This is a genomic window from Candidatus Profftia tarda (assembly GCF_904848675.1).
GTDB classification, from domain to species: domain Bacteria; phylum Pseudomonadota; class Gammaproteobacteria; order Enterobacterales; family Enterobacteriaceae; genus Profftia; species Profftia tarda.
The window spans coordinates 96,335-111,233 of record NZ_LR890047.1 but is presented as its reverse complement, the minus strand read 5'-3'; the positions used below and the strand labels follow the sequence as shown (position 1 = coordinate 111,233).

The following is a 14,899-nucleotide window of genomic DNA, read 5'->3' as shown; positions in this document are numbered from 1 at the left end:
AAGATGCAATTCCTACATCAGATAATCTCCTGATAACATGTGAGCTCATTTTCGATTGACTGAGGATTTTTTATGGTAACAATTCGTTTAGCACGTAGAGGCGCTAAGAAGCGTCCTTTTTATCAAGTAGTAGTAACCGATAGTCGTAATGCACGTGATGGTAGCTTTATAGAACGAGTTGGCTTTTTTAATCCACTGGCATCAGGCCAGGCAAATACTATGTCTTTGGATGTAAATCGCATAAATTACTGGATCAGTGTAGGCGCAACGCTTTCCAAGCGAGCTTCTACACTGATGAGACAATTTAATAAAAATGTTTTAGTAAATTAAATGGATAAACAAATAATTAATCCAGTTGTTCTTGGCAGTTTCGGTTCTTCTTACGGTATTAACGGTTGGATTAGAGTTTTTTCATCCACAGAAGAAAACGAAAAAATTTTTGAATATCAGCCATGGTTTATCCAAAAAGATAATCACTGGATTTGTATCGAATTAGAAAAATGGAGACATCATAATCAATATTTTGTTGCTAAAATTCAGGGTTTTGATTTCCCAGAAATTGCAAGTACAATTACTAATCTTAGTATAGTGGTTGAATATTCTCAGTTACCAACATTAGAAAATGGTGATTTTTATTGGCAAGATCTATTAGACTGCAAAATAGTAACTACTGCTGGTTATAACCTCGGTAAAATTACTAATATTATGGAAACCGGGTCTAACGATGTTTTAGTAGTTCAAGAAAGAATGCACGATACAAGCGTTATAAAGAATCGTTTAATACCGTTTATCAACGGACAAGTAATCAAGGATATTGATCTCAATACTCATACTATTCAAGTCGATTGGGATCCTCTCTTCTAGCCTGTATCACTGAAAGAGGATGATTTTAATTCAATCATGTGGATCGGAATCATTAGTCTATTTCCTGAAATGTTCCGCGCAATCACGGATTACGGGGTCACTGGTAGAGCTATTAAAAATGGCCTCATAAGCATACAATGTTGGAATCCTCGAGATTTTACAGAAGATAAACATCGTACTATTGATCACCGCCCTTACGGTGGTGGCCCTGGAATGTTAATGATGGTAGAACCTTTAAAGAAAGCTATACACGCTGCAAAAAAAGCAGCAAAAGAAGTAAAATCAGTGATCTATCTCTCTCCGCAAGGACGAAAGCTCGAACAGAAAGAAATTATAAACCTAGCAAATAACAAAAGTGTAATCCTAGTTTGTGGCCGATATGAAGGTATCGATGAGCGCCTTATTCAAACTGAAATAGACGAAGAATGGTCGATTGGGGATTATGTACTAAGCGGCGGCGAAATTCCGGCCATGACACTGATTGATTCAGTATCACGTTTTATTCCTGGAGTACTTTCTCGTCAAGATTCAGCTTTAGAAGATTCATTTGTTAGAGGATTACTAGATTATCCGCATTTTACCCGTCCTGAAGTATTAGACGGCATGCAAGTACCTCGGGTTTTGCTTTCAGGAAATCATGAAAATATTCGCCGCTGGCGCTTAAAGCAATCGCTAGGTCGTACATGGCTCAGAAGACCTGATCTTCTGAAGATATACTATCTAAATGAAGAACATAAGGAACTATTAGCGCAGTTCTGCAAAGAATACATTCTAGAAGAGGAAGATCTCATGAATTAAATGTTTTAATTCTTTCATATGAAACGATCTTATATATTAATTATGTTAACCAGGTAAAGAGACATTTATTATGAATAATATCATTCAACAAATAGAACAAGAGCAAGTAAAAGAAGACTTACCTAGATTCCGTGTAGGAGATTCTCTAGAAGTCAAGGTGTGGGTAGCTGAAGGATCTAAAAAGCGTCTGCAATCTTTCGAGGGTCTAGTTATCGCAATTAGAAAACGTCGTAGTGTAAATTTTTCATTTACGGTTCGTAAAATCTCTAGCGGGGAAGGAGTGGAACGTGTATTTCAAGCTCATTCACCACTCATTGATGATATTATTGTTAAACGTCGCGGCGCTGTTCGTAGAGCAAAACTATACTACCTACGCCAACGTGTTGGTAAAGCTACTCGTATTAAAGAACGTCTAGCATCAAATATTAAATAATATTTAATATTACTTGCTATAAGCATATACTAAATTCATCATTTAATCATTTATTTTATTAATAATACAAGCCAAAGATATACTATGGATAACTTATCGAATGCAATAATATTTAAATCCGCACAAAATATATTTTAAATGATATAACAATAAATATACACACTGTATTTCTACTACAGTAATTTCTATAACATGCTAATAATATTAAAACTATTTCTTTCTAATAGGGTTATTATATTATTATTGAAATTAATTAGTAATAAATATTCTACACTCTAGAATTGTTACGCAGTACCACCAACGGTGATTGCATCTAACTTCAGCGTTGGCTGCCCAACACCAACAGGTATGTTTTGTCCATCCTTACCACATACTCCTACACCTTTATCTAGAGCAAGATCATTTCCAACCATAGATATTTGCTGCATTGCTTCCATACCAGAACCAATCAGCATAGCACTTTTTACTGGTTTTGTAATTTTACCGTTCTCAATCAGATAAGCTTCTGCAGTAGAGAAAACAAATTTTCCAGAAGTAATATCTACTTGCCCCCCCGCAAAATTTGGAGCATATAAGCCATACTCAACACTGCAAATAATATCTTGAGGACTGGATTCACCTGCAAGCATATAGGTATTAGTCATGCGTGGAATGGGCAGATGTGCATAAGATTCACGTCTACCATTTCCGGTTGGCGAGACTCCCATAAGGCGTGCATTCATTTTATCGTGCATAAAACCTTTTAGAATACCTTTTTCAATTAGCACAGTGCGCTGACTATGTACACCTTCATCATCAATTGTTAAAGAACCACGGCTACCGATCATAGTACCATCATCAACTACAGTGCATAGCTTAGAAGCGACTAACTCTCCAATATGACCACTAAAAACAGAAGTGCCACGTCGGTTAAAGTCTCCCTCTAAACCGTGCCCTACTGCTTCATGTAACAATATTCCTGGCCAACCAGAACCCAAGACTACTGGCATTGAACCGGCTGGAGCTGAAACAGCTTCTAGATTTACTAGAGCAATGCGCACTGCTTCCTTAGCAAAAACATCTGCTCGTATACCATCGCTATCGCTTACTAATTCAAAAAAGTATTCGTAACCAGTACGTCCACCACCTCCACTAGAACCACGCTCGCGACGGCCATCACGTTCTTCTACTAGTGCACTTACTGAAATACGCACAAGAGGGCGTACGTCTGCTGCAAAAGTACCATCAGTAGCGACTACCAGGATAAGCTCATACATACCGGTAATGCTCGCAGACACCTCCTGGACACGAGGATCTTGAGAGCGTGCAGTATTATCTATACGATATAATAGATCAATCTTATCTTGTCGTGACACACTTTGCAGTGGATTAGTCATTGGATACAATAGGTTATGCTGTACTTTATTCAAGCGATAGTCTATTTTTTGACCATCTTCACGCACGATACTCCGAGCAGCTCGAGCACTTTGATGCAGGGTTTTCAGACTAATATGATCGGCATAGGCAAAACCAGTTTTATCGCCGCTAACAGCACGAATACCAACACCTTGATCTATATCATAAGAACCATCTTTAATAATGCGGTCTTCCATAACCCAGGATTCATGGCAGCTAAACTGAAAATACAAGTCAGCATAGTCAATCTGACGTTCAGTTAATATATCTAGGACTGATAATAGATCTTGATCACTTAATTTATTGGCAGCTAATAACTGCTCGCTTACGAACGTGATGCTCATATTCTTTTTGCTCTTTTTATCAAAAATAACCTGCTTACGCAAGCAGCCTCATATAAGTTACCACAAAAAATATATATTTCTAATCTTTTAAAAAAGAAACTAGTCTCTGTATATTAATTTAGCGATAATTACATCATCACTTAATTGAAAATTATCTTAAATAATAACTGATTAACATATAATTTCTTCAAAAATATTTTTATTTTTTATCCATGATAATTGTTTTGCCGTTAAAAACATAAAATATATAATTTATTTTCTATTTAAAGACAGCCAAACCTGATTCAGTTTTTAACTAATATTTAATAATTTTATTAAATTATACTAAAAACCGACGCAGTATAGTTTTCTGTACAAATTAGATCTATTATTGTCTTATACGCGTGATAAGATACCCTCCCGGATATGCTATATTAATAATAACTAAATGCATGAAATAGAGCTTTAATAGAAAAGCGTAAATTTATTAATAGGTTTCCTTAAGACAGATTTTAATATAAAGATATTCAGAGAAGTAGAAAATATTTTATTTAAAATTTTAATACACCTAATTGAGCATCTTCTTATAGAACTCAACTATTTTCGTTCATTCCTATATTTAAAAATAAAAATATTAGTCTATTAAATACAAGATCTACAGTCTCTCTGGGTTACCGTGTAGAGAAATATTTTATCAAAAATAATATTTTCTCATTTCATAGTATAGTTAAAACTCCATGACCGCTATTTGATACTTTTATTTACACAAAACTTTATTAATGGATGGATCACCTAAACTGCCCGTAATATTGTAACATATCAGAGATATTTTATTCCACAAAGGTGCTAAAACTTTGGATCCGGCAAACACTGCTGCCCCCACAATAGGATTAATGATAAAAGCAGTAGCAACTCCTACAGTAGATGAAAGATCTGGTGCAACAATTGCTTGCATACTAATGCGTCTTGTGATAAAATTTACCAATCCATTCATCGCTATATCAGCAGACAAACCATCAATCAACAAATCATGAGTGGCTAGAACACCATTACTCAACTTACCATTACCGCGAATACTATCATAATAAAATCTATTGCCAAAAGTATCGCTGAAATCTAATTTTAATTTACGTAATAATGCGTCAACACTAACTAAACGTAATATTTGTCCAACGCTACCGACAGTGGCTTTATCAATTTCACCCTTGCCCAACTCAATACTTATGCTACCATTAATCGAACGCACGTATGGCCTCCAGGGTGGGCCAATCCAATTTAGATCACATTTAATATTAAAAGGTGATTTTTTTGGTAATGAGTTAAAACCAAAATAGTCACTAGTACTAGTGATATCAGAACCTTTAAGATTACCTTTAAGAAAGGTATAATTTTGAATTCCCTTTTGTTTCCAGAAGCCCTCAAAAATTAGTTGAGTATTTCCTGTATTGATCAAACCATAATTTAACGTCAATGCTTCCCTATTGGGAGTAATATCAAAATTAACCTGTTGCAGGCGTTGACCCATAATCCATCCATCGTGACAGCGGAGCTTAATACTTAGCCATTTACTGAATGGAAAATGATCTATATGAGAAGGATGTACGATTATATTATTATCTGCTACAGATAATATACTCCACTCAGGGTCATAATGCAGATACTTAAAATTAGCCTGTATCATATTATTATTTAGAATAACCAGACCATTAAGTTCATTCCCATCAATATTAATATGGATAGCATTTTCTAGTTTTGAAGCCGAAAATGTTATTGTATGCCATATTTGGCCGGCTAAAGTTAACTTTGGAGTAGTAAAGTTAATCTTCTCTGGGTAGGTAAAACTATAAGATTTCTGTTTATATTTTTTTATTAACTCAGGATTAATTAGATCCAACCATTCTTTGCCATTAAATGCGGGCAGATTGAATATTAATACCTCACTAACTGGTAACTCTGGAACTTTAGAAGTCCTATCCCTCCAGACAGCTCGCGCTAGCTTTATTCCATGTTTTTGCAAAATAAACTCACTGCTGAAATAGTTCCTACGACCTAAATTTCCTGAAAGTATAAAGCTATCAATATTACCTTTAGCATTCAATACCAGTGGTAACGCTTCTCTACACGCTTTATGCTGTAAGGGAGCGGGTAATGTACTACTAATATCTCTCAGATCTGCATTCATTTGAATTTCATAAGATATATATGCTTTGCACGACAGTTTTAGAAAAACTTTAGTGGTCCAATGTGCGTAACCGCGGAAGTATTTAGCAAGCTCTATAGAAATGCCTGGCAGATTAGCCGGCTGCCAATCGGACTTTAACATACAATTAAGAATCACACCTTCCGTAACTTCCGAGGTTATTATAGTAAAACTAATTGGCTGACCAAGCCAAGAGGCACGTATTAAACTACTCGTTATGTTGCCATTACTGAAATATAAAGAGCCATTGATATGGCCAATACTATTATCTAGCGGTTTAATCAGTATAGAGTTATTTTTGAAATCAATATTACCCTTTGCTTTAATCTTGTCGCCATAAAAAGGAATCTCTGCATGTAAACGCCCGCTGACATCTCCATTCACTTTTATTTTATTCAGAAAGTTGCCTGAAAACTTAGAGATCTTAACCTCTTTAAAGAATTGATGAATTGCATGAAATGGCCCAGAAAAATTTGCATTAATAAAGAACTTTTCTTTTTTCTGGGACGGGATAGTAGCTGTTATATATTGAAATATGAGACCCCCTGAATTACTAGATCTTTTTTCTAGCCGTAAACAATATTTTAAAAAATCTAAATTTATTCTTAAATTATTGTGAGGCATCCAAGTAGGGCAGAAAAGAACACCAGTATTGATTAATCTTCTGAAGATCTCGCATTGCTCTTGATTATTATGTGGAGAATCGTGCGTATTTTTCAAGCATACTAAGCTCGGATTATAACCCACAAAGATTTTTTGAGAACCAGCAGAATTATCTACTAAATATGCTCCCATCATAAAATGCTCTTGAAAAGATCTCCATGTTTGTCTGAAATCATAAAAGCGCGTTCCCGACAACATACTAAGAGAGGACTGTATATTTTTAGGATGTTGGTATCTACAGTCTCCAGTTATAAATAAAGAATTAGCCTTCATATTTAGATGATCCCCTGATATAAACCATCCTTGATCATTTTGAATGAATGAGGTATATCCGCTAGCGTGACTGATCTTTAATGGAATCTTCGATAAGACATTAGTAGAAGGGTATACAATCTTTTCTAAAGAAAATCTTAATCCTGCATGAATAGAGCTACCGGAAATAATACCGTCAAAATGACTAATACCAGGAAATGTCTTACACAGCTGCCAGCTGACATCCTCCCATGAACCAACAAATCGCAAGCGTTCAGGTTGCTGTAAGGGAATATCTAATCCTATATAAGTAATATGTCCTTTTGGGTGTATTTTACCCCAATAGGAAAGAATAGTATCAGGCATTAAGAATGATAATGTTGTGAAAATGGGTTCAATAAGCTCTAATTGTAAATCAGTTGCTCTGATTCGTAACTCTTCTGGTTTATTATGCGAAATAGACTGTAGATGCGCAGGTAGATACAAAGCGCTTAAAGATCCTTTTGGCCAAGCAATTTCATCAGTAGAGAAGTTGAGCTGCGGAATATAAAAATAAAATCCTCCATCAACTCGAACCATTTGTAAATGTAAGCGATCTACCATGATAGCATGCTGCTTATTCTCCGCATTACATATAGCTGCACCGTGATTAAGAACCAAACGCCCGCTCTGAATCTTACCATGTCTTATAAAAAGCCATGATACTAAGCTAAACTTATCAGTATTTAAACCCATCTTAGATTCTAGAAAACAGCCAAGCCAAGGCTTTAATGCAAATTCATCCGCCTTTAAATAAACCTGACCATTAATTAATAAACCTTTTTTATCATGCAAATCTATTCGAACTTGCATCTTACCCTGTTGACCCTTATGAGTAGAACAAACAATGTCTCCCTCACCACGATAGTGGGAAGCAGTTTTTAAAAATGTAAAGCTAGGAATATCAAATTGAATACGCGCACCAGATGGGCTAGGGAATATAATCTTGCTATTGCAAATCATTAAATGATCTAATTGATACAGCAAAATATTCTTAATATTATTCTTATTTAACCCATGCCAATTCAGTGATGTTTGTTTCATGCGAAAATTACTATGGGAGTCTACATGATCAACAATTACTTCTCGTAACTGCCATCGCCCATGTAATAAGGATTTAAAGACGTCTAATGCAATTATCATTCGCTGAATAGTGATCTTGCCTCGCGGATGTAATAAAGAGATATCATGAACTTCTAAGACAGGACCAAATGATTCCCAGCTAGCATCTAAGAGCCCAATTTTAATTGGTATCCCAGAATAATCTTCAATCTTTTCAACTATTTGTTGTTTATAATTATTAATATGAGGCAATGCCAAACGTAAACCGCTTAATGTTAGTGCGACTAACAAAATTAATATTAGCAGTAAGTATTTAGACAGTTGTCTCACACTCTGCTCCTTAAAATAATTATCGTAAGTTTAGTACTATGAAATCAAATCATTATCATATCTAATTATTCTGGCAGCAGAGTAGATAAAACATATACTTTAAACTCTTTAAAGACAAAACTCCAATAATTACCAAAGAATTAGATGCTTTATTTGTAATTACTTCCAAATAGCAAATTTTTAATTAAAAGAAATGATTGCCTGAATAATCATGCTGTACTAGTAAGATTCTACATGAAATTACATAAATAATTTTTAGATAATTTTAATATTTATAAATACAAAATCTTAAAAATACTTGTACTGCATATGCTTAATAACTTCGTATATTACTTGCGAGTTATTGATACTAATTATATCAATGGAAAACATGTATGCTGGGTTTAGGAGACACTTGATCGGCAGCATCACATGAGAATGTAGCAGGCGTGAAGATATGACAGCTTAATCTCACATAGAAGATATATTATTATCTCTTAACGATTATATTTTATAATGATCACTCATGCACCAATGTCTGCGTTAGTGTAGTGATAGCATGTATATATTTTCATATAAATTATATTTTCTAAAAAGTTCTGTATTATTTATATCCATTATTGTTATCTATTATCTTTATTAAATGAATATATAGAAGCAATTCTTTAATATTTAGCATAGAAGTGATAGCATATAATAAATAGAATTCTTGAATTCATCAACAGATGATACAGGATGTATTGTGCTTCTCAAAATAATACCAATAGCCAAAAGTACTGCTCAAAGATATGTCTATGAATTAGTACAGAAAATGCAAATTTATATGTGAACAATAGAGAATAAAATTACATATTTATTATATAGAGCAGATTACATAAAAGTCGAAAATAACATAAATGTATTATTAATACTTACTCGATGTTTTATTAAGATGTTTTTCTTAATCAGAAAACCATATATGGTTCGCTATTTAGCATCTTTAAAGAAAATTTGAGCATAAATGCTTATACATCTATAGTTAGGATCATATAAAATAGATGAACATCACGATATGAAGAAATGTGTTCCACTATTCTTCTTAGTCTTGAACTGACTGCAATAAGATGATGAAGGATTCAAAAAGCACATATTATATTTTGCCAGAATAAATATGTTAGTATGTGTAAACGAAGTCTCATAAGAAGCAATGTGCAATACCAATGAGTAATATCATATTTTCTAGATTATCAAAACGTGCAATAATACGTTCATTTAATAAGTTCTATCAGCTAACAATAAGAGCAATCCTAAGAAGAATAAATAATAAATACTAGAATAGATATTTATAGAAAACTAACTTGTAATAATATATTTATGCGATCTATTAATCCCCAGGAATTTATTCCTATAGGAGATGACTATATCCATAAATATTAGATAATATGTGTAACATTCTTGAAGTATTAAGAATATAATTAATTATAAAATTTCATAAAAGAAACATTTATAACCTAAGTTATTATATTAAAGCAAAGCATGATCTAATGTGTCATAGAAACTTCATAAATCCCTTAATATCTATCCAAAGAAATTGATCTCAGAGATTATTACTACATTTTCCGATGAAAATTTTCGCTCTTTCTATACTGATATAACACATATTGTATACCCAAAGGAATATGCTGATGACTTAGTCCTATTGTAAAATATCTGCAAGCAATCGTTCACACACAAATTATGCAACAAGATATGCAAGGGCTTCATAACCCAGATCAACAACTAAGATAATTCTTGAATAACAAACCTCTTGTAAGATAGGCATAAAGAATATAAATAAATTTAACAATCATTAAAAGTTTCCTATTAGTGAATGACTCACAGAGTATTATTTGGTTATATCATTTATATTTTTGATATGCTTAAAATAATGCAGTATAAGCGCACAACAGAAGAGACCCTTTGCTGTTTTTCAAGACTAGAATTTTAGATACAGTAAAATAAGATAAAAGAAGGGTAAAAGAAAATGTTCAAATTGACTAAATTATACATTCTATATAGTTTCGGTTGTTTTTATAACAACATCATTTAGTTAAGACATTTAATCACGACCTTAACAACTACCTAGATGGAAGAACATACAAATATAATACATGATAGATAAAATTAATGTAGAATATTTGTACTGCATATAGTTCACGGAATAGACTATATTTCTCACAATAATAACGGATTTAAAAATTATATTTAATAAGATATTTTGAATACTGATAGATACATCGTACTCACTAATTATTTGCCAATGCACACTGTTGTTTTCTGTATCATATTCATGGCATCTTGCGTATGCTTTTTAAGCAGGCATATAAATAGAACAAAGAGTGAGTAATCAGTTTAACAATATATATCACGCATAATAAGACATAAATATGTTGAACCTAATATATCATATACATACATTTGTCTGTCTGAGCAAATTAATGTCCTAAATCTTGTTCCAAAAACAGTTATTATACAACAATATATATTTTGTGCTCAGATAAGAAAATATAAGCATATTAACAACGCTATTTAATGTAACCATATTAGTAATTCTAGACCTTACTTAATCGTCTATTATTTAAATAATAAATATACTAAATAAGAATAACAATAAAAAATTACTAAAGATTACCTAAGAATAGACGCATAAAACTACTCCTTATGACTATCAGAAATATTTTTAGTATTTTCTATATTATTTAAAACACCATTGCGATCAAAATTTAGAGTCAATATTTCTTGAGTCCATCCCATATAACCTAACTGTTGGCGAAATACATAGAACCATGTATTAGCACCAAACAGATCTTTTAGCATTGGAACACCCAATATGTAGGTTACTTCCTGCTCTGTCATACCTATGCAGATTTTTGATACATCATCAGGAATAAGATAGTTCCCTTGATTTATATTAGGACGATATACGAATTTTTCGACGGTTGAGCAACCTATAGTAAGAGTAACCACAACAATAGTGATAAGAAATTTATAAAACATATAAGTTCATATCCCTATAATCTTAAGGGCACATGATAATTAAAGTTCAAATAAATACATATTTTCACATCAGCATACCCCATATTAGACATTATCAAATTTTTTGATCTTAAAAAATAGCCTCATGCTGCCCTGATGCAAAATACTGTATTTATCTTCAGATTAAAAGAATATTAAATTGCCATAGAGCGTTAATTACTGTAATCGCTCTACACCTAAAAGAGCTATTTGTATACCAGAGATCATCTAACTAAAAAACAGCAAAATAACGACTACTTGAATCAATAAAGCTCGATAATTCCATTAGTGCAAATGGGCTATGCCTTATCCTAGAGATATTAAGAATATATATAAAGATGTATACTATCATATAAGGATTTACCGATTAGATAAATATATTAGAGAATTCTCTATCAGGATAAAAATATTACTAAATAATCTTATTACCTTTACTAACCCTTTTAAAGAAAATGTAGCGAGTAGATAAGATATCATCCTCATGATTAATAACAAACATACTTAGTATTAAATATATTAATCTATAATTAATCATGATTACAAGAGCAATAACTAGAGCATATTTGATGTGTATCTTGCCTAGGCAAGACAGTGCCTTATACAATTAATAACTAGGATAACATAACTTTAAAATAATTTTTTAGACCATCCTAGCTTAGAACTTAGAGTATTGAAATAATTATAATTTTTAGGGTGTATGAGATGCAAATAAAACTTACTACGATGGATCATCACTTCTTCACCAGGATATATTGATAAAACTATCTGGCTATCACAATTTAGCTCTAAAGACTCACTACAGCGACTAAATATTAGGTGTATTTTGCTATTACTATCTACAATGAGTGGACGAGCCGATAATGTATGGGGGAACATTGGTACGAGAGCTATAGCATCTAGCATTGGGGTAAGTATTGGTCCATTGGCAGACAATGAGTACGCTGTAGAACCAGTTGGCGTAGAGATTATTAGCCCATCAGAGCGTTGAGAAAAAGCAAAATGTTTATTAATATAAACCTCAAATTCAATCATATGAGCTACTTTCCCGGGGTGTAAAACTACTTCATTGATTGCAGTACTTATGAGTCTTTGCTGATTTTGACAACAGACCTGCACTTCAAGTAAAAAACGCTTCTCGCTAAAATACTCTCCTTCAAGAACATTCAAAAGCTGCTGTTTAGCATGATCAGGATCAATATCAGTCAGGAAACCAAGATGACCTCGCTTTACACCGATAACTTTAATATCATAACATGCTAAAATTCTTGCGGCACCGAGCATGCTACCATCACCACCAACGACAACTGCAAGATCAGCCTGTTGACCAATCTCAGATAAGCTTCCTGTGAGAACTTGCTTAAGATTAAGATCATCAGCGATACGCTTTTCAAGAATAACTTGGTATCCTTGACTCATCAGCCAGTGAAACAGCATATCCTGCATAGCCAGCACAGCTGGATATATCGGATGACCAACCACGCCAATGCATTTGAATTTTTTATTCATATAATAATTACCCCTGCCGAACCAATTTAATCTTTCTAGTTATACAAGGTTCTCTTGAATAGCCTAATTTTATCTCTATAATAGACGAAGTAGCTGGATGAATGCCAAACTTCGGAGAATTTCATGAGTAGCAAAGAACAAACCATATCACATGCGAAAGACGCAGAAGAAATAGACAAAGAACAAAACAAGCAAGATCAGGTTTCATTAAAAACTATAGATGAATTAAGAGAAGAGCATATTGAACGTATTGCTGCATTAGAATCACAATTGCAGGAATCTATACAACGTGAGCGTGACGCTTTTTTGCGTTCCCGAGCAGAAGTAGAGAATATACGTCGGCGTGCTGAACAAGACCTTGAAAGAGTTCATAAATTTGCTTTAGAAAAATTCTCTAATGAACTACTACCAGTTATTGATAATTTAGAGCGAGCTGTAGATCTTGCTAATCAATCTAATATTAATTTATTATCTATGATCGAAGGTATCAAATTAACCCTGAAGTCCATGTTAGATACCGTCCGTAAATTCGGCATAGAACAAGTAGACGAGATTGACGTTCCTTTTAATCCGGCACTGCATCAAGCCATGACACTTATGGAGTCTGACCAACATAAATCAAATCACGTCATGATGGTTATGCAAAAAGGATACACCCTGAACGGTCGTCTTATTCGTCCTGCCATGGTTGCAGTATCTAAAGCTAAGTCTTTATAACAAACAAGAAATACAGATCGATCACAGTGCTAAATCTAGAATTAAGAAGGCTGCCAGTCAATCATCGATATACCCTGTTCTACCAGTAACTGATTGGTTATAGAGAAGTGACGACATCCTAAAAAACTGCTATGTGCCGACATAGGGGATGGATGAGAAGCCTTTAAAACCCAGTGCTTATGCGCACAAATTCTATTTCCTTTCTTGTGTGCATAAGCACCCCACAACAGAAAAACAATGCCTTTGCGATACTCATTAAGCGCAGAAACTACTGAATCTGTAAAGTTATCCCATCCTATTTTAGCATGTGAATGAGGCTGACCGGCCTCTACGGTTAGTATTGTGTTGAGAAGCAAAATTCCTTGATCACTCCAACTTTTTAGACAGCCATGATTAGGTATATTAAATCCCTTAATATCGGCTTGAAGTTCTTTATAAATATTCATAAGAGAAGGAGGTATTGATATGCCCGGAAGAACTGAGAAAGATAGACCATGTGCCTGATCGGGACCATGGTAGGGGTCTTGCCCAAGAATAACTACTTTAACATCTTTAAAAGCAGTAAATCGAAAAGCGTTGAATATATCTTTTTGAGGAGGATAAATGATCTTACCGGCTCGACGCTCCGAAGAAAGGAAGGAGAGAATCTTATAAAAATAAGGTTTTTCTTTCTCAACGCCGATAACATCATGCCAGTTTAATGAAGAATACATTTTAACTACCTATATTAATTATAAATTAATCATGTCTCGGAAAATATTATTTACAAAAATTAACCTAAAATAAAATAACTGTTCAATTACTTAAAATAAGCAGTGGATTTTTAAACAATATTGTTTTTATAGTACTGATCTAGCAATAGTAATTAAACGAAGATATAGCGCAATTCTATATAAAAAAAGAAAGCTTCATTTTTATTATAGGATGGTAGTTTAAAGTATGCTAGTTAGTAGAGCATATAATCTTATCTTTTTATAATTATCCATTTAGTTTTATAGATTGATAATCTATGTATTCAACTATAAAATTCTTTGCATCAATTATGCTTTCTTAATCCTATACTATCAAGCATGCCCAGCGGATTAACTTATATATCTTCTATAAAATCCTACAATAAGCATTTGTATAGTTCTACGAGAGAACAATTACTATTAATTTTGCCAGAAATATCTTGGATATATTATGTTGATCATATAAATAAAAAATTATTTTTGATAATTTCAGAAATTATTTAAATTTTATATACTGTAAATATTTTCAATTACTTAGATATAATACAAATATTGTTTAATGAAAAATCATATG

The 14,899-nt window shown here is 33.1% G+C and carries 10 protein-coding genes; 5 read left to right on the top strand and 5 right to left on the bottom strand.

All coding sequences use genetic code 11. The annotated features are described in order from the left end of the window. The first annotated feature begins 72 nt into the window (after positions 1-72). The 4 genes from rpsP (at position 73) to rplS (ending at position 2,095) form a co-directional block, all read left to right on the top strand. On the top strand, positions 73-330 hold the full coding sequence (gene rpsP, locus KTT71_RS00265; RefSeq protein WP_216782501.1) for a 30S ribosomal protein S16: 258 nt from the start codon (positions 73-75) through the stop codon (positions 328-330). After that, positions 331-864 carry a ribosome maturation factor RimM gene (gene rimM, locus KTT71_RS00260; protein WP_216782499.1) on the top strand — a complete coding sequence of 178 codons (534 nt, stop codon included), beginning with the start codon at positions 331-333 and terminating at the stop codon, positions 862-864. It begins immediately after the preceding gene. Between the two features lie 36 nt (positions 865-900). After that, positions 901-1,662: a tRNA (guanosine(37)-N1)-methyltransferase TrmD gene (trmD, locus tag KTT71_RS00255; RefSeq protein ID WP_216782498.1), complete on the top strand. Its 762-nt coding sequence runs from the start codon at positions 901-903 to the stop codon at positions 1,660-1,662. A gap of 70 nt (positions 1,663-1,732) precedes the next feature. Continuing rightward, positions 1,733-2,095: a 50S ribosomal protein L19 gene (gene rplS, locus KTT71_RS00250; RefSeq protein ID WP_216782497.1), complete on the top strand. Its 363-nt coding sequence runs from the start codon at positions 1,733-1,735 to the stop codon at positions 2,093-2,095. Between the two features lie 284 nt (positions 2,096-2,379). Here rplS and tldD read toward each other — a convergent pair whose 3' ends face one another. The 4 genes from tldD to nadK all read right to left on the bottom strand — a co-directional run bounded on the left by tldD (position 2,380) and on the right by nadK (position 12,877). Beyond that, complete coding sequence (gene tldD, locus KTT71_RS00245; protein ID WP_216782496.1) at positions 2,380-3,834, bottom strand: metalloprotease TldD; 1,455 nt, start codon at positions 3,832-3,834, stop codon at positions 2,380-2,382. 736 nt (positions 3,835-4,570) lie between these two features. Continuing rightward, a complete protein-coding gene (locus tag KTT71_RS00240; protein WP_216782495.1) occupies positions 4,571-8,359 on the bottom strand; it encodes a YhdP family protein in 3,789 nt (1,262 codons plus the stop codon). A 2,649-nt stretch (positions 8,360-11,008) separates the two neighbouring features. Beyond that, a complete protein-coding gene (gene bamE, locus KTT71_RS00235) occupies positions 11,009-11,353 on the bottom strand; it encodes an outer membrane protein assembly factor BamE (RefSeq protein ID WP_216782494.1) in 345 nt (114 codons plus the stop codon). 645 nt (positions 11,354-11,998) lie between these two features. Then, entirely contained in the window at positions 11,999-12,877 is an 879-nt protein-coding gene (gene nadK / locus KTT71_RS00230; RefSeq protein ID WP_216782493.1) for an NAD(+) kinase, read from the bottom strand. Positions 12,878-13,000: 123 nt separating this feature from the next. Here nadK and grpE point away from each other — a divergent pair, with 123 nt between their 5' ends. Beyond that, positions 13,001-13,594 carry a nucleotide exchange factor GrpE gene (gene grpE, locus KTT71_RS00225; protein WP_216782492.1) on the top strand — a complete coding sequence of 198 codons (594 nt, stop codon included), beginning with the start codon at positions 13,001-13,003 and terminating at the stop codon, positions 13,592-13,594. 41 nt (positions 13,595-13,635) lie between these two features. On the opposite strand, the gene ung is transcribed toward grpE, so the two are convergent. Further along, a complete protein-coding gene (gene ung, locus KTT71_RS00220) occupies positions 13,636-14,307 on the bottom strand; it encodes a uracil-DNA glycosylase (protein ID WP_216782491.1) in 672 nt (223 codons plus the stop codon). Positions 14,308-14,899: the final 592 nt, after the last annotated feature.